Consider the following 17,404-nt stretch of genomic DNA (forward strand, 5'->3'; position numbering starts at 1 on the left):
GCTTCCAGGGGCACCGCTCAGCCGTCGGCCGGGTGGGTCAGCCGCCCAGCGTGCCACCGGCCGCTGGTGCTTGCGCCTCGGTGACCATCGGGTCCGTGCTCAGATGGATGACGCCGTAGTCGTAGGCGTGACGCCGGTAGACGACGCTCGGTTCCTTCGTCTCGGAGTCGACGAACAGGTAGAAGTCGTGCCCGACCAGCTCCATCTCGTAGAGAGCCTGGTCGAGAGTCATCGGGGAGGCCACGTGGGTCTTCTCGCGCACGACGAGCGGGCCTTCGCCCTTCACCTCGAGCGAGCCGATCTTCTTGGTGGGAATCGCGTCCGGCTCTTCGGTCTCGAAGGCCTGCCCGTTGCCGTTGAGCGTGGCGGCACCGGGGACGTGGTCGGGCACCTCGGCCGCCGAGATCCGGCGTGCGCCCCGGCGCGAGAACCGCTTGTCGTGCTGCTTGCGCAGCCGGGCGTCCAGCTTCTCCGCCGCGAGGTCGAGCGCCGCGTACGGGTCGCTGGCCGCTGCCTCCGCCCGGATCACCGGACCGCGGGAACGCAGGGTGATCTCCACCCGGTCGCAGCGGTCGGCCTGTCGCGGGTTGGGCTCCTTGGACACCTCGACGTCGAGGCTGATCACCTTGGCATCGAGCCTCTGGATCTTCTCCAGCTTCAGCTTCTCGGCCACGTGCTTGCGGAACCGCTCGGGCACCTCGGTCTTGCGGCCCTTGACGACGATGTCCACGCAGAACTCCGTTCCCGGATCGCTCCGCTCCGACGGCGGAGCATCTCCCTTTTGCACCAGGCTCCGGTAGGCCCCGGAACCTCGGACTCGGCGACTTCCACCTCCTCCTCCCCCATGGGCAAGATCTCCACCCCATGGCCGAGGGTGATGGTTGAAAACCCACGGCACGGCATTCGGATACTGCGGGGATGGCCTGCGGCTTTCCCTCACAACCGAACATATCTCGCCCGGAGGGATGTCGTCACCCTCTACTACCGTGTACCTCCGTTCAGGTGAATTGATCCTCTCGTCACCTGCAACGATGCAACTTCCCTGTCAGTTCCGGTTTATTTCGAAAGAATCAGGGGCGGCGGCGATCACGGCCGCGCGGATCGTGGAACCGGCCCGTCCGCGGCCGTCGATTCCCGGCGTGCCCCGTGTTCGCCGCACCGCACCCTCCGTCGATCCCGCACTGTCTTCCCCTCTGCCTTCCCGGCTTCCCACGCGATACACAGGCGTGGACGCGTCACCGAACTCCCCGTTCCCCTCGTTCCCTCCTCCATACGCGCGCGAGCCGTCCTCCGTTCGGCCAAAGCCGCCGCCGGCCGCGCGGATTCCCAGGTCGCCGCCCGCCGGCCCGGTCCCCACCGCCTCCCGGACGGCGCGCGCCGCCTCCGCCAGGGACGCCCCCGTCGTCATCAGGTCGTCCACGAGCACCACGGACCCGGCACCGGCGAGCAGCCGCCCGCCGCCGGGGACGACGGAGAGCGCGCCCGCGAGGTTGACCAGCCGCTGCCGGGAGCTGAGCCCCGTCTGGTCGGCCACCCCGCGCGCCTGCCGCAGGACGGCGGCCACCCGCGCCGGCGTCCCGGTCCGCCGCAGCGCACCCGCCGCCGCGAGCGCGATCCGCCGCGCGGGATCGTGCCCCCGCGCCCGCGCCGCCGCCCGCGCGGACGGGACGGGCACGAGCAGCACGGAACCGTCCCCGCCGGCCCGGACGGACGCCCCCGCACGGCAGGCACCCCGGCTCTCACGCAGCCCCGCACCGCCGGCGTCCCGGCTCTCCCGCAGCCCCGCCCGCACGGCCCACGCCAGCGCCGCTCCGAGCGGTGCCGCAAGGGCCAGCGCGCCGCGTTCCTTGTGGGCCAGCAGCACGGCCCGCACCTCGTCCGTGTACCGGGCCGCCGCGTGCACCTCGGGCAGTCCGGGCGGCTCCGGCACCGGTCGCACCCGGCTCGGCGCGGTCCCGGTCAGGACGGCACGGCACTCCGGGCAGAGCACCGTACGAGGCTTCCCGCAGCCTCCGCACTCGGCCGGCAGCACCAGATCCGTGAGGTCCTGCCACCACCCCCGCATGGCCTCCACTCTGCCAAGACGGGCAGGGACCGGCCACCCCTGTGGATAACCGCCTGTGGAAAAACAAGAGCCACGCCCGGAACCGGTTTTCCACCGGCGGAAGCCGAATTCCGTTCACCGCACAACGAATCGGAATGAGCACCGCTCATGAGCACGCCGGAAGAAACGACGGGCGCGCCCGGGAAAACCCACCGGGCCCGCGCGCAAACCGTCCAGGGCGAATACCACCGCCCCGCACACAAAAGCCCGCACCGGTCCCCTGCCCCGGCGCCCGCCCGGAAAACCGAGCGGGCACACACGGCTCAGCCCGGATAGACCGGCGCCGTCCCGTCCGCGGCGACCTTCTGCCACTGCGTCCCGGACTGCAGCCGGACGATCCCGTCCTCCGAGTACCCGACCAGCGGCAGCCGCGCGTCCTCGGACGCGGTGATCTCCTTGACGCCGCTGAGGGCCGCCGGCGCGGGCCCCTCCGGCGTGGAGCCGTCCACCTGCACGTACCGCATCGTCTGCACGCCGTCCTTCTCACGGCCGACCACGACGAGCCGGCTGTCCCCGGCCCAGGACATGGCCGTGATCTCCTCCAACTCGGGTGCCGCGGAGCGCAGTTCGTGCACGGACACCCCGGAGCCGTCGCCGGCCCCGTCGGCCCCTCCGTCGTCGCCTCGCTCGATCCGCCCGATGAGCAGGGAGGACTTCTCGCCGTCCTTCACGACGAGCGCGACACGCACACCGTCGGCGGCCACCCGGACCGACTCGATCCGGCCCTCGAGACCGGGCGGGGTCTTCACCTCGACCGGGTCGTCGACGCCCTTCCTCAGCAGGAGCAGCCGCGGCTTGCCGGGGTCGCGGTCGGCCACCCACAGGTCGCCCCGCGCGTCCCAGCTGGGCGCCGACAGCCGCTTCCCGGCCGACGGACCGGCGCTGGTCAGCTCGGGCTCCCCGAGCGGACCGCCCGACACCAGCGCCCCGACGTACAGGTTCTTGCCGTCGAGTCCGACCCCGGCCGCCATGTCCTCGTCGCGCGCGACGGCCGCCGACCCCAGCTGCACGTCCTCCCCGAGGGCGCCCGGCACCGGGGTGGGCTCACTGTCGGCGGTCGCCGCCGCCAGCCGGACCAGCCGGTGCTTGTCGTTGAGGAAGTACAGGTAGTCGGCGCGCTTCACGGAGCCGCGCACGGCGATGTCCTCGGCGTCCTCCGAGGTGAGGCGGCACAGCTGCCGGTCACCCGCGCGCAGTTCGACCTCGTCCATGGTGGGCGTGAGGTTCTGGAGGGTGAACAGCAGCTGGGCGGCCATCTCCCGGCACTTGTCCACGCCGACCCGCGCCGCCTTGCCGTTCAGCGGCACCGTCAGCTTGTTCTGGTCGTCCGGCGTCAGCGACTCCGAGGCGTTCCGCAGCGCCGTACCGGTCGGGAAGCTGGAGCGGACCACCGGGTCGAGCCAGCGTGTGGGGCCGCGGAGCAGCGAGCGCACCGCCTCGGTCACCGGGTCGACGTTCCTGCGCACATAGACGGGATCGGCGACGGCCGCCGTGTGCGGGGCCGTCCCGGCACTGGTGTCCGTGGCGAAGTAGTAGCGGTCGACCGACAGGTAGTTGCGCTGGAAGTCCGACCGGCCCATGACGACGCCGCGCGGCGGCACGTCGATGCGCCACTGACGGGTCTTCTTGTCCCGGACGAGGTGCATGCTCTCGCGGTAGTCGCCGTCGGCGGGCGCGTACGACTGCTCCGCGTCCACCGTGGCGACGCGGGTGCCGGTCAGCGTGTACGACAGGCTGTCCGTCTCCTCCCGGCTCAGCCGGTCGGGCTGGGCGCCGGGGCCGTCGGCGAGCACGGTCGTGGACCGCAGCGGGTGCCATTTGGCCGACGCCTGCGGGGTCAGGTACTTGCGGGCTATCTCGTAGTCCGGGTCGTCGCTGGTCAGCGCCTCCAGGAAGCCCGTGACGATCTCGGAGTACGACGCGTCCTCGTGCGGCGGCACGGCGAAGACCCGCACCTGCGCCTCCTGCCGCGGTGTGGACTCCACCCCGCGCAGATCACCGTTGTCGGGCATCGAGGCACACCCGGCCAGCAGGACGGCGCCGCAGGCCGCGAAGGCCGCCGCGCGCCCCGGTCCGTGCCGCCGGACGGCCCGCTTGCGGTCAGCGCCCACGAGTTGTCTCCCCCTGCTTGTCCGGCTCTCCGGCCTTCCCGGCCCCCTGGCCCGGCACGTCCCTCTCGCCGGGCTGCTCCCCGATGGTGTCCTCCAGCCGCCGCGTGCCCGACGCGGGCCGGGGCACCACCCGGGCCCCGTTGCCGGGCAGCGCCGTCGGGTCGGCCTTGGGCGCCGCGCTCTGCCGCGGCGCTATCGGGTCGCGCACGGGCCGCAGCGCCCCCTGCTCGCCCTGCGGCTGGGCCGGTACGGTCGCGGACTTGCCCCCGGAGGGCAGTCCGGCGTCGTCCAGGCCGCGGTTGCGCCGCGAGTCCTTCGGTTCCAGGGGTATCGGTGAGCCTCGGAGCGGTTCGTCGGCCGTACGCGGCAGCGTCAGCCGGAACTGCGAGCCACCGCCCGGCTCACCCCACGCCTGGAGCCAGCCGCCGTGCAGCCGCGCGTCCTCCAGCGCGATGGACAGGCCCAGTCCGGTACCGCCCGTGGTCCGCGCGCGGGCCGGGTCGGCCCGCCAGAAGCGGCTGAACACGCGGGTCGCCTCGCCGGGCTTGAGCCCTACGCCGTAGTCGCGCACCGCGACCGCGACCGCCCCGCCGGCCGCCGCCAGCTTGACCACGACATCCTGGCCCTCGCCGTGCTCGACGGCGTTGACCACCAGGTTGCGCAGCACGCGCTCCACCCGGCGGGCGTCCGCCTCGGCGACGACGGGCTGCTGGTCACCGGCCACGCGTATCCGGGTGCCCTTGCGCTCGGCGAGCGGCTCGGCGCCACTGACGACGCGCCGCACGACCTCCCGCAGGTCGATCGGCTCGGCCTCCAGCGCGGCGGCACCGGCGTCGAAGCGGCTGATCTCCAGCAGGTCGGCGAGCAGCGACTCGAACCGGTCCAGCTGGTCCGCCAGCAGCTCCGCCGACCGCGCGGTCACCGGATCGAAGTCCTCGCGCGCCTCGTGGATGACGTCGGCCGCCATCCGGACGGTCGTCAGCGGGGTGCGCAGCTCGTGCGACACGTCGGAGACGAACCGGCGCTGCATCCGCGACAGGTCCTCCAGCTGCTGGATCTTCACCTGGAGGTTCTGCGCCATCTTGTTGAAGGCCTCGCCCAGGCGGGCGATGTCGTCCTCGCCGGTGACCTTCATCCGTTCCTGGAGCCGCCCGGCCGACAGCCGCTCGGCGATGCCGGCCGCCATCCGGACGGGCGTGACGACCTGGCGCACCACGAGCCACGCGATGGCCCCGAGGAGGACGACGACGAACAGCCCGGCGGTCGCGAGCGTCGTCTTGACCAGGCTCAGCGACTTCTCCTCCTGCGTGAGCGGGAAGAGGTAGTACAGCTGGTACTGGTCGCCGTTGGGGTCGCTGACCTGCTTGCCGATCACGAGGCCCGGCTGGGACTCCTTGTGGGCGCTCGGCTGGTAGACGATCCGGGTGTAGCTCTGGAAGACGCCTGTGGTGCCGTCGATCCGCTCCCGCAGTGCCTCGGGCACGCTCGCGGTCGGGTCGACCCCGCCGGAGGCACGCCGGCCGCGCCCCCCGGTCTCACTGCCCGCGGCGGCGGGCAGCGTCACGACCTCGAAGGCGCCCTGACCGCCGCTGGACAGCGACGAGACGGTGTCGCTCATCCACTGGATGACGTTCTGCCGGGACCGCTCGTCGGCGGCGGCACCGTCGTCGGCGGAGCCCGCCGCGGACTCGTCGGCCCGCTGCTTGGCTGCCGCGAACCCACCGGTCGCCTGGCTCTGCGAGGCCTTCACCTTCGCGTCGAGCAGGCCGTTGCGGACCTGCCCGATGACGACGAAACCCAGCAGCAGGACGACGCCCAGCGACATCACCAGGGTCGAGACGACGACCCTGAGCTGGATGTTGCGCCGCCACAGCCGCATGACCGGCAGCAACGGCCGGCGCACCCAGCGCAGCAGCAGACGGAGGACCGGGCTGCCCTGGACCCCGCCCTGCAGCAGCCCGCCTTCCAGAAACCGCCCCCAGCGGGAACCCGCCGTCTTCCGGCCGACAGGCCGCTCCCGACGGGTCCCGGTCCGACCGGGGGCCGTAGCGGCACTGTCCTGGGACATGTCAGCTCGGCCCTGCCTTGTATCCGACACCACGGACGGTCACGACGATCTCCGGGCGCTCGGGGTCCTTCTCGACCTTGGAACGCAGTCGCTGGACGTGGACGTTGACCAGCCGGGTGTCGGCCGCGTGCCGGTAGCCCCAGACCTGCTCGAGCAGCACCTCACGCGTGAACACCTGCCACGGCTTGCGGGCCAGCGCGACCAGCAGGTCGAACTCCAGCGGCGTCAGCGCGATGGACTGCCCGTCCCGCTTCACGGAGTGCCCCGCCACGTCGATGACCAGGTCGCCGATGGCGAGCTGCTCGGGTGCCGGCTCCTCCGACCTCCGCAGCCGCGCCCGGATGCGGGCCACGAGCTCCTTCGGCTTGAACGGCTTCACGATGTAGTCGTCGGCGCCGGACTCCAGGCCGACGACGACGTCGACCGTGTCGCTCTTCGCCGTCAGCATCACGATCGGCACGCCGGACTCCGCCCGGATCAGGCGGCAGACCTCGATGCCGTCCCGGCCGGGAAGCATCAGATCGAGCAGCACCAGATCGGGCTTGGTCTCGCGAAATGCGGCCAGCGCCTTGTCGCCGTCGGCTACGAAAGACGGCTCAAAACCTTCACCACGCAGCACAATGCCGAGCATCTCGGCCAGTGCGGTGTCGTCGTCGACGACAAGGACTCGTCCCTTCATAAACGACATCATCCCATTCTCATAACGGTGGCGAAGGCAGTGGTGAGATAGGTCACCGACCAGCGACCTTAGTCGTAGGTCATCCGCACTGTCTGCCCTCGTCCCCTACACAGTGCGTGACCTTTGGAGGGGTTTGACCCCCTCTGCCCACCCTGTCGCTACGGCTGGATCATGTCGTTCGCGCCGTCGACCCCGCCCTCGCGCACAGCTGGGTCAGCGCCTCGGCCGTCACAGGAGACGCGGTGCCCTCCTCCGTCACGATCGCCGTGATCAGCTCCGGCGGCGTCACGTCGAACGCCGGGTTGTACGCCTGCGTCCCCAGCGGCGCGACGGGAATCCCGCCGCCCGGCCCGCCCACGACCGGCGCCTGCGGCACCGCGAACTCCGTCACCTCGGCCCCGGCCCGCTGCTCCACCTCGATGGACGCCCCGTCCGGCGTCGCCGGATCCACCGTCGTCAGCGGCGCCACCACGATGAACGGCACATGGTGGTACCGCGCCAGCACCGCGAGCGGATAGCTCCCGACCTTGTTCGCCACCGAGCCGTCGGCCGCGATCCGGTCCGCCCCGATCAGCACCGCGTCCACCTCACCCGCCGCGAACAGCGAACCCGCCGCGTTGTCCGTGAGCAGCGTGTACGCCATCCCGGTGCGCGCCGCCTCGTACGCCGTCAGCCGCGCCCCCTGCAGCAGCGGCCGCGTCTCGTCCACCCACAGCCGCCTCAGCCGCCCCGCCCGGTGTGCCGCGAGCGCCACCGCGAACGCGGTGCCCTCACCACCCGACACCAGCGCCCCGGTGTTGCAGTGCGTGAGGACGCGATGCCCACCGCCCGGCAGCAGCTCGTCCAGCAGGGCCAGTCCCCGCTCGGCCATCCTGGCGCTCGCCTCGGCGTCCTCCGCGTGCAGCGCCCGCGCCGCCCCGAGCGCCGCCGACGCCGCCCGCCGCGCGTCACCGCCCGCCGCCGACTCGGCACGGTAGGCGTCCCGCGCCCTGCGGACCCCGAGCGCCAGGTTCACGGCGGTCGGACGGGCACCCGCCAGCTCGTCGGCCGCGGCGTCCACGTCGAACCCGCGCGCGGCGGCGAGCGCGACCCCGTAGGCCCCGGCGATCCCGAGCAGCGGCGCCCCCCGCACGGCCAGCGAACGGATCGCCTCCACCAGCACGGAGGCGTCCGTGCACACCAGCTCGACCTCCTCCGCGGGCAGTCTCGTCTGGTCCAGCAGGACCACGACCGGGCCCTCCGGCCGCTCGTCCCACCGGATCGCCGGTATCTCGGCCGGCCTGTCGTCCCCGCCGGAATGCGCGTACTGATCAGCCATGCCGTCAGTCTGCCCCGCATCCGGCGGACAATTGAAGGGAAGCAGGCCACACCTCGGCGGGTACCTCCCCGGTGCCCCCATGGCACGATGGCTGCCGAACTGCCGCCGCGACCGCGGACGGGCACCGTGAAGGAGCGACGATGAAAGACACTCCGGGCTGGGCCTCGCCCGGATCCGCCCCGTCCGACGGGCAGGAACCCGGCGCGTCCGGTCCCGCCGAGCCCTCGGTCAGCGCCGACTCCGCGCAGCAGCCACCGGCGGACCAGCAGGCCCCCGGCCCGAAGTGGTCCAAGGAGCAGCCCCCGGCGGGCCAGTGGTCCGCGCCCACGGGCGCCCAGGCCCCCGGCCAGGCCCCGCCGCCCCCACCGCCCGGCCCGGGCTGGGGCGCCAGGCCCCCGGCCGGCCCCGGCGCGCCCGGCGGCTGGGGCGGCGCCCCCCAGGGCTACGGGCCGCCCGGCGGATACGGCGGCTGGGGCGGTGGCTGGGGCGGACCCCCGCCGGCCGCCAAGCCCGGCGTGATCCCGCTGCGCCCCCTGGGCGTCGGCGAGATCCTCGACGGCGCCGTCTCCACCATGCGCGCCCACTGGCGCACGGTCCTCGGCGTCTCCCTCACCGTCGCCGTCGTGACGGAGATCCTCGTCATCCTCGTCCAGGGCTTCCTCCTGGACGAGCGCGTCAGCACCGAGGCCCTCAACGACCCGAGCGCCACCCTCGACGAGCTCACCCGCGCCATGGGCGACTCGCTGATCAACTCCGGCGTGATCTTCCTGATCTCGGCGATCGGCACCGTCATCGCCACCGCCCTGCTGACGACCGTCACCAGCCGCGCCGTGCTCGGCAAGCCGGTCAGCACCGGCGAGGCGTGGCGCGACGCCCGTTCGCAGGTGCCGCGCCTCTTCGGCCTGCTCTTCCTGCTGCTCCTCATGACCGTCGGCGTCGCCGTCGCGGGCGCCGTCCCGGGCATCGTCCTGGCCGCCTCGGGCGCCACGGAAGCGGGCTTCGCCCTCGTCGTCCTCGGCTCGATCGGCGGCTTCGTCGTCGCGCTGTGGCTGTGGTTCCGCTTCTCCCTCGCCTCCCCCGCGCTGATGCTGGAGAAGCAGGGCATCAGGAAGGCGCTCAGCCGCTCCGCCAAGCTCGTCAAGGGCGCCTGGTGGCGGGTCTTCGGCATCCAGCTCCTCGCCATGATCATCGCGAACGTCGTCGCGGCGATCGTCGTCATCCCGTTCACGTTCCTGGCGGGCGCGGTCAGCGGCCAGGGCGCCGCCGGCATCCTCGACGGCACCACCGACTTCGGCTGGACGTTCCTCATCGTCAGCGGCGTGGGCTCGGTGATCGGCTCCATGATCACCCTGCCCATCACGGCCGGCGTGACCGTGCTGCTCTACATCGACCAGCGCATCCGCCGCGAGGCCCTCGACCTCGAACTGGCCCGCGCGGCCGGCGTCCAGAACTCCGGCACCGGCACCCCGGGGAGCTGAATAGGTGAGTCCGACGGGGGGAGTTCTCACAGCGGTACCGGGGCTGCGGGAAGCAGCCGCACGCGCCCTCGCGCGCGCCGGTGACACGTCCGTACGCGCGGCGGCGGCGGCGGACGACGCGCCGCCGCTGACCACGCCGCGCGACCCCGCCCGGGAGGCGGCCCGGCGCGAGCTGTCCAAGAGCATGTACCACGAGGACGATCCCAGCTGGTTCCAGCGCGCGCTGGACACCTTCTGGGGCTGGGTCGAGGACCTGTTCGACAGCGCCGCGACCGTCACTCCCGGCGGCCCGCTCGGCCTGGTCGTCGTCATCCTCGTCGTCCTCGCCGTGATCGGCCTGCTGTGGTGGCGCCTGGGCACCCCGCGCCGCGAACCCGCGTCGTCCGCCGCCCTGTTCGACGACCGCCCCTGCAGCGCCGCCGACCACCGCTCCGCCGCCGAGGCCCACGCCGCCCAGGGCCACTGGAACCGGGCCGTCCAGGAGCGCATGCGCGCCATCGTCCGCGCCCTTGAGGAACGCGCCCTCCTCGACGTCCGCCCCGGCCGCACCGCCGACGAGGCCGCCGCCGACGCCGGCCGACCCCTGCCCTCCCACGCCGACCGGCTGCGGGCCGCCGCCCGCGCCTTCGACGACGTCACGTACGGCGGGCGGACCGCGACCCGGCAGACGTACCAGACCCTCGCGGCCCTCGACCGCGACCTGGAGAACACCAAGCCGCAGCTCGCCGCCCAGGCCTCCGGCACGGGCCCCCAGGACCACCAGGGAGCCGCCGGATGACGACCGAGGCCACACACCCGTCCACCTCGGCCTCGCCCACCGCCCGCCACCTGTGGACCCGCACCCGGGGCATCGCCCTCGGCGTCGTCCTCCTGCTCGCGGCGGCCGTCGCGATCGCCACGATCCGCTCCGACGCCCGGCACGGCACCCTCGACCCCCGCTCCGCCGACCGCCAGGGCAGCAGGGCCGTCGCCGAACTCCTCGCCGACCGCGAGGTGGACACGCGCGTCGTCACCACCCTGGACGGAGCCCGCGCCGCCGCCGACGCCGACACCACCCTCCTCGTCGCCGCCCCCGACCTGCTCACCCCCACCCAGCAGAGGGCGCTGCGTGCGGCGACCGCCGACGCCGGAGGCCGCACGCTCCTCGTCGCACCCGGCAGCCCGTCCGTCGAACGGCTCGCCCCCGGCGTCACCGCCGACCCCGCGAACAGCCTCGACTCCGCGCTCTCCCCGGACTGCGCGCTGCCCGCCGCACGCCGGGCCGGCACCGCCGAGACCGGCGGCATCCGCTACACCACCACCCACCTCGACGCCGACGAGTGCTACCCCAGCAACCGCCTCGCCACCCTCCTGCGGATCCCGGAGACCGGCGGCGACGGCACCGGCGACACCGTCGTCATCGGCGCGCCCGACATCCTCTTCAACGACCGCCTCGACGAGCAGGGCAACGCCTCGCTCGCCCTCCAGCTCCTCGGCTCCCGCCCCCATCTGGTCTGGTACCTCCCCACGCTCTCCGACGCCTCGGCCGCCGACCCGGACGACCAGCAAAGCTTCTTCGACCTGCTCCCCTCGGGCTGGCTCTGGGGCACCCTGCAGCTCTTCATCGCCGCGGCCGTCGCCGCCCTGTGGCGGGCACGCCGACTCGGCCCCCTGGTCCCCGAGAAACTCCCCGTCGCGATCCGCGCCTCCGAGACCGTCGAAGGCCGGGCCCGCCTCTACCGCAAGGCCAACGCCCGCGACCGCGCGGCCACCGCTCTCCGCTCCACCACACGCATCCGCCTCGCCCCCCTCGTCGGTGTCCCCCTCACCCAGGCGCACGCGCCCGAGACCCTGCTCCCCGCACTCTCCGCCCACCTGCGCCGGCACGGGGACGGACAGACCCTGCACACCCTCCTCTTCGGCCCGCCGCCCGGCGACGACGCGGCACTCGTCTCCCTCGCCGACCAACTCGACGCCCTCGAAAGAGAGGTACGCCGTCCATGATGGACCCGACCACTGACAACGCCGGGAACACCGGGGACCAGGGCACCGCCCGCGCCTCCCTGGAGGCCCTGCGCGCCGAGATCGCCAAAGCCGTGGTCGGCCAGGACCCCGCCGTGACCGGTCTCGTCGTCGCGCTCCTGTGCCGCGGCCACGTCCTCCTCGAAGGCGTCCCCGGCGTCGCCAAGACCCTGCTCGTCCGTGCTCTCGCGTCGGCCCTCGAACTCGACACCAAGCGCGTCCAGTTCACCCCGGACCTCATGCCGAGCGACGTCACGGGCTCCCTCGTCTACGACACCCGCACCGCCGAGTTCTCCTTCCAGCCCGGCCCGGTCTTCACCAACCTCCTGCTCGCCGACGAGATCAACCGCACCCCGCCGAAGACCCAGTCCTCCCTCCTGGAGGCCATGGAGGAACGCCAGGTCACCGTCGACGGCACCCCCCGCCCCCTCCCGGAGCCGTTCCTCGTCGCCGCGACGCAGAACCCCGTCGAGTACGAGGGCACCTACCCCCTCCCCGAAGCCCAGCTGGACCGTTTCCTCCTCAAGTTGACGATCCCACTGCCGTCCCGCCAGGACGAGATCGACGTCCTCACGCGTCATGCCGAGGGCTTCGACCCGCGCGACCTGCGCGCCGCCGGCGTACGCCCCGTCGCGAGCGCCGCCGACCTCGAAGCCGCCCGCGCGGCCGTCGCCAAGACCGCGGTCTCCCCCGAGATCACCGCCTACGTCGTCGACATCTGCCGCGCCACCCGCGAGTCGCCCTCCCTGGCCCTCGGCGTCTCCCCACGCGGCGCCACCGCCCTTCTCGCGACGGCCCGCGCCTGGGCCTGGCTGACCGGCCGCGACTACGTCATCCCCGACGACGTCAAAGCCCTGGCCCTGCCGACCCTCCGTCACCGCGTCCAGCTCCGCCCCGAGGCCGAGATGGAGGGCGTCACCGCCGACTCCGTCATCAACGCGATCCTCGCCCACGTCCCCGTCCCGCGCTGATGGCCTTCACCGGACGCGCCGCGCTCCTCGCGGCCCTAGGCTCCCTCCCCGTCGGTATCTGGGACCCCGGCTGGACGGGCATCCTCGCGGTCAACGCCCCCCTGGCCGCCGCCTGCGCCTGCGACTTCGCTCTCGCGGCCCCCGTACGGCGCCTGCGCCTGACCCGCTCCGGCGACACCTCCGTCCGCCTGGGCGACACGGCCGACGTCACCCTGACGGTCACCAACCCGTCGAACCGGCCGCTCCGCGCCCATCTCCGCGACGCCTGGCCCCCGAGCAGCTGGCAGTCCGGCACCGAGGTCACGTCCTCCCGCCACCAGGTGAGGATCCCCGCGGGCGAACGCCGGCGCCTGACCACCCGCCTCCGCCCCACCCGCCGAGGCGACCGCCAGGCCGACCGCGTCACGATCCGCTCCTACGGCCCCCTCGGCCTGTTCGCCCGCCAGGGCACCCACAAGGTCCCCTGGACCGTCCGGGTGCTGCCGCCCTTCACCAGCCGCAAGCACCTGCCGTCCAAGCTGGCACGCCTCCGCGAACTCGACGGCCGCACCAGCCTGATCACCCGCGGCGAGGGCACCGAGTTCGACAGCCTGCGCGAGTACGTCCCCGGCGACGACACCCGCTCCATCGACTGGCGGGCCACCGCACGGCACTCCGCGGTCGCCGTCCGCACCTGGCGCCCCGAACGCGACCGCCACATCCTTCTCGTCCTGGACACCGGCCGCACATCGGCGGGCCGCGTCGGCGACGCCCCACGGCTCGACGCCTCCATGGACGCCGCCCTCCTGCTGGCCGCCCTGGCCTCCCGCGCCGGCGACCGCGTCGACCTCCTGGCCTACGACCGCCGGGTCCGCGCCCTCGTCCAGGGCCGCACAGCCCGGGACGTCCTCCCCTCCCTGGTCAACGCGATGGCCACGGTGGAACCGGAACTCCTCGAGACCGACGCCCGAGGACTCACGTCCACAGCCCTGCGTACGGCTCCCCGCCACTCCCTGATCGTCCTGCTCACGGCCCTTGACGCGGCCCCCATCGAGGAGGGCCTGCTCCCGGTCCTCCCTCAACTGACCCGGCGCCACACAATCCTTCTCGCGTCCGTCGCCGACCCGCACATCGCGAACATGGCAAAGGCCCGCGGCCGCACGGACGCCGTCTACGAGGCGGCATCCGCGGCCCAGGCCCAAGCCGAACGCCACCGCACAGCGGAACAACTACGCCGCCACGGCGTGACCGTCGTGGACGCGACACCGGACGACCTGGCCCCAGCCCTGGCCGACGCCTACCTGGCCCTCAAAACAGCCGGCCGCCTGTAGCCGACAGCGGCAACGAAAAAGGCCCTTTCTGCCACCAGAAAGGGCCTGATACTTGGACGGTGAAACGCAGAAAGGGCCCACACCGTAAGGTGTGAGCCCTTTCCCAAAAATTGTTCGGCGGTGTCCTACTCTCCCACAGGGTCCCCCCTGCAGTACCATCGGCGCTGTAAGGCTTAGCTTCCGGGTTCGGAATGTAACCGGGCGTTTCCCTCACGCTATGACCACCGAAACACTATGAAACAATCAACCGCACCATGTGTGGCACATGGGGTTGTTCGTGGTTTCAGAACCAACACAGTGGACGCGAGCAACTGAGGACAAGCCCTCGGCCTATTAGTACCGGTCACCTCCACACATTACTGTGCTTCCAGATCCGGCCTATCAACCCAGTCGTCTACTGGGAGCCTTACCCCATCAAGTGGGTGGGAGTCCTCATCTCGAAGCAGGCTTCCCGCTTAGATGCTTTCAGCGGTTATCCCTCCCGAACGTAGCCAACCAGCCATGCCCTTGGCAGAACAACTGGCACACCAGAGGTTCGTCCGTCCCGGTCCTCTCGTACTAGGGACAGCCCTTCTCAAGACTCCTACGCGCACAGCGGATAGGGACCGAACTGTCTCACGACGTTCTAAACCCAGCTCGCGTACCGCTTTAATGGGCGAACAGCCCAACCCTTGGGACCGACTCCAGCCCCAGGATGCGACGAGCCGACATCGAGGTGCCAAACCATCCCGTCGATATGGACTCTTGGGGAAGATCAGCCTGTTATCCCCGGGTACCTTTTATCCGTTGAGCGACGGCGCTTCCACAAGCCACCGCCGGATCACTAGTCCCGACTTTCGTCCCTGCTCGACCCGTCGGTCTCACAGTCAAGCTCCCTTGTGCACTTACACTCAACACCTGATTGCCAACCAGGCTGAGGGAACCTTTGGGCGCCTCCGTTACCCTTTAGGAGGCAACCGCCCCAGTTAAACTACCCATCAGACACTGTCCCTGATCCGGATCACGGACCCAGGTTAGACATCCAGCACGACCAGACTGGTATTTCAACGACGACTCCACCCGAACTGGCGTCCGAGCTTCACAGTCTCCCAGCTATCCTACACAAGCCGAACCGAACACCAATATCAAACTGTAGTAAAGGTCCCGGGGTCTTTCCGTCCTGCTGCGCGAAACGAGCATCTTTACTCGTAGTGCAATTTCACCGGGCCTATGGTTGAGACAGTCGAGAAGTCGTTACGCCATTCGTGCAGGTCGGAACTTACCCGACAAGGAATTTCGCTACCTTAGGATGGTTATAGTTACCACCGCCGTTTACTGGCGCTTAAGTTCTCAGCTTCGCCGAGACGAATCTCGACTAACCGGTCCCCTTAACGTTCCAGCACCGGGCAGGCGTCAGTCCGTATACATCGCCTTACGGCTTCGCACGGACCTGTGTTTTTAGTAAACAGTCGCTTCTCGCTGGTCTCTGCGGCCACCCCCAGCTCACCAAGTAAATTGGATCACCAGTGATGGCCCCCCTTCTCCCGAAGTTACGGGGGCATTTTGCCGAGTTCCTTAACCATAGTTCACCCGAACGCCTCGGTATTCTCTACCTGACCACCTGAGTCGGTTTAGGGTACGGGCCGCCATGAAACTCGCTAGAGGCTTTTCTCGACAGCATAGGATCATCCACTTCACCACAATCGGCTCGGCATCAGGTCTCAGACTATGTGTCAGGCGGATTTGCCTACCTGACGTCCTACACCCTTACCCCGGGACAACCACCGCCCGGGATGGACTACCTTCCTGCGTCACCCCATCACTCACCTACTACCAGCTCGGGTCACCGGCTCCACCACTCCGACCTCGTCCGAAGACTCAGCCGGCGGCTTCACGGGCTTAGCATCACTGGATTCGATGTTTGACGCTTCACAGCGGGTACCGGAATATCAACCGGTTATCCATCGACTACGCCTGTCGGCCTCGCCTTAGGTCCCGACTTACCCTGGGCAGATCAGCTTGACCCAGGAACCCTTAGTCAATCGGCGCACACGTTTCTCACGTGTGAATCGCTACTCATGCCTGCATTCTCACTCGTCAACCGTCCACAACTCGCTTCCGCGGCTGCTTCACCCGGCAGACGACGCTCCCCTACCCATCACGATCCCCGTTGGGGGTATATATCGCAATGACACGACTTCGGCGGTACGCTTGAGCCCCGCTACATTGTCGGCGCGGAATCACTAGACCAGTGAGCTATTACGCACTCTTTCAAGGGTGGCTGCTTCTAAGCCAACCTCCTGGTTGTCTCTGCGACTCCACATCCTTTCCCACTTAGCGTACGCTTAGGGGCCTTAGTCGATGCTCTGGGCTGTTTCCCTCTCGACCATGGAGCTTATCCCCCACAGTCTCACTGCCGCGCTCTCACTTACCGGCATTCGGAGTTTGGCTAAGGTCAGTAACCCGGTAGGGCCCATCGCCTATCCAGTGCTCTACCTCCGGCAAGAAACACACGACGCTGCACCTAAATGCATTTCGGGGAGAACCAGCTATCACGGAGTTTGATTGGCCTTTCACCCCTAACCACAGGTCATCCCCCAGGTTTTCAACCCTGGTGGGTTCGGTCCTCCACGAAGTCTTACCTCCGCTTCAACCTGCCCATGGCTAGATCACTCCGCTTCGGGTCTTGAGCGCGCTACTATATCGCCCTATTCGGACTCGCTTTCGCTACGGCTTCCCCACACGGGTTAACCTCGCAACACACCGCAAACTCGCAGGCTCATTCTTCAAAAGGCACGCAGTCACGAGACACCAGCAAGCTGATGTCCGACGCTCCCACGGCTTGTAGGCACACGGTTTCAGGTACTATTTCACTCCGCTCCCGCGGTACTTTTCACCATTCCCTCACGGTACTATCCGCTATCGGTCACCAGGGAATATTTAGGCTTAGCGGGTGGTCCCGCCAGATTCACACGGGATTTCTCGGGCCCCGTGCTACTTGGGTGTCTCTCAAACGAGCCGCTGACGTTTCGACTACGGGGGTCTTACCCTCTACGCCGGACCTTTCGCATGTCCTTCGCCTACATCAACGGTTTCTGACTCGTCCTGTTGCCGGCAGACAACAGAAGAGAGATCCCACAACCCCGAATACGCAACCCCTGCCGGGTCTCACACGCATACGGTTTGGCCTCATCCGGTTTCGCTCGCCACTACTCCCGGAATCACGGTTGTTTTCTCTTCCTGCGGGTACTGAGATGTTTCACTTCCCCGCGTTCCCTCCACACTGCCTATGTGTTCAGCAGCGGGTGACAGCCCATGACGACTGCCGGGTTTCCCCATTCGGAAACCCCCGGATCAAAGCCTGGTTGACGACTCCCCGGGGACT

At 70.2% G+C, this 17,404-nt stretch carries 11 protein-coding genes and 2 rRNA genes (1 of these 13 cut by a window edge); 5 read left to right on the forward strand and 8 right to left on the reverse strand.

From position 1 onward, the window contains the following. Positions 1 to 37 precede the first annotated feature (37 nt). From hpf to mtnA, 6 genes are all read right to left on the reverse strand, one after another. Positions 38 to 730, reverse strand: coding sequence for a ribosome hibernation-promoting factor, HPF/YfiA family (hpf, locus tag F8R89_RS14215; RefSeq protein ID WP_151784325.1), 693 nt, complete (start codon positions 728 to 730; stop codon positions 38 to 40). 315 nt (positions 731 to 1,045) lie between these two features. Beyond that, positions 1,046 to 2,065: a ComF family protein gene (locus tag F8R89_RS14225; RefSeq protein WP_151784327.1), complete on the reverse strand. Its 1,020-nt coding sequence runs from the start codon at positions 2,063 to 2,065 to the stop codon at positions 1,046 to 1,048. Between the two features lie 302 nt (positions 2,066 to 2,367). Beyond that, positions 2,368 to 4,215 carry an LpqB family beta-propeller domain-containing protein gene (locus tag F8R89_RS14230; RefSeq protein WP_192806125.1) on the reverse strand — a complete coding sequence of 616 codons (1,848 nt, stop codon included), beginning with the start codon at positions 4,213 to 4,215 and terminating at the stop codon, positions 2,368 to 2,370. Next, on the reverse strand, positions 4,205 to 6,283 hold the full coding sequence (mtrB, locus tag F8R89_RS14235) for an MtrAB system histidine kinase MtrB (protein WP_151784328.1): 2,079 nt from the start codon (positions 6,281 to 6,283) through the stop codon (positions 4,205 to 4,207). Before mtrB ends, F8R89_RS14230 begins: the two co-directional genes overlap by 11 nt. A gap of 1 nt (position 6,284) precedes the next feature. Then, the gene (mtrA, locus tag F8R89_RS14240; RefSeq protein ID WP_015659998.1) at positions 6,285 to 6,974 is read right to left on the reverse strand and encodes a two-component system response regulator MtrA; all 690 of its coding nucleotides are present in this window, start codon (positions 6,972 to 6,974) and stop codon (positions 6,285 to 6,287) included. 157 nt (positions 6,975 to 7,131) lie between these two features. Next, positions 7,132 to 8,280, reverse strand: a complete 1,149-nt coding sequence (gene mtnA / locus F8R89_RS14245) for an S-methyl-5-thioribose-1-phosphate isomerase (RefSeq protein ID WP_151784329.1) — start codon at positions 8,278 to 8,280, stop codon at positions 7,132 to 7,134. Between the two features lie 140 nt (positions 8,281 to 8,420). On the opposite strand from mtnA, the gene F8R89_RS14250 reads away from it, so the two are divergent. From F8R89_RS14250 to F8R89_RS14270, 5 genes are read left to right on the forward strand one after another with little or no spacing between them, the layout of a single operon-like run. Further along, the gene (locus F8R89_RS14250; protein WP_151784330.1) at positions 8,421 to 9,758 is read left to right on the forward strand and encodes a glycerophosphoryl diester phosphodiesterase membrane domain-containing protein; all 1,338 of its coding nucleotides are present in this window, start codon (positions 8,421 to 8,423) and stop codon (positions 9,756 to 9,758) included. A gap of 4 nt (positions 9,759 to 9,762) precedes the next feature. Continuing rightward, on the forward strand, positions 9,763 to 10,536 hold the full coding sequence (locus F8R89_RS14255; RefSeq protein WP_151784331.1) for a DUF4129 domain-containing protein: 774 nt from the start codon (positions 9,763 to 9,765) through the stop codon (positions 10,534 to 10,536). Further along, complete coding sequence (locus tag F8R89_RS14260) at positions 10,533 to 11,741, forward strand: DUF4350 domain-containing protein (RefSeq protein ID WP_151784332.1); 1,209 nt, start codon at positions 10,533 to 10,535, stop codon at positions 11,739 to 11,741. The genes F8R89_RS14255 and F8R89_RS14260 overlap by 4 nt, the downstream gene beginning before the upstream one ends. After that, on the forward strand, positions 11,741 to 12,730 hold the full coding sequence (locus F8R89_RS14265) for an AAA family ATPase (protein ID WP_151788124.1): 990 nt from the start codon (positions 11,741 to 11,743) through the stop codon (positions 12,728 to 12,730). The genes F8R89_RS14260 and F8R89_RS14265 overlap by 1 nt, the downstream gene beginning before the upstream one ends. Continuing rightward, positions 12,730 to 14,040 (forward strand): DUF58 domain-containing protein, encoded by a 1,311-nt coding sequence (locus tag F8R89_RS14270; protein WP_151784333.1) that lies wholly within the window; start codon positions 12,730 to 12,732, stop codon positions 14,038 to 14,040. The genes F8R89_RS14265 and F8R89_RS14270 overlap by 1 nt, the downstream gene beginning before the upstream one ends. Before the next feature lie 112 nt (positions 14,041 to 14,152). On the opposite strand, the gene rrf is transcribed toward F8R89_RS14270, so the two are convergent. Continuing rightward, a 5S ribosomal RNA gene (gene rrf, locus F8R89_RS14275) occupies positions 14,153 to 14,269 on the reverse strand. Positions 14,270 to 14,353: 84 nt separating this feature from the next. Beyond that, positions 14,354 to 17,404, reverse strand: a 23S ribosomal RNA gene (locus F8R89_RS14280); it runs 72 nt beyond the window's last position.

It is taken from the genome of Streptomyces sp. SS1-1, assembly GCF_008973465.1.
In the GTDB taxonomy this organism is placed as follows: domain Bacteria; phylum Actinomycetota; class Actinomycetes; order Streptomycetales; family Streptomycetaceae; genus Streptomyces.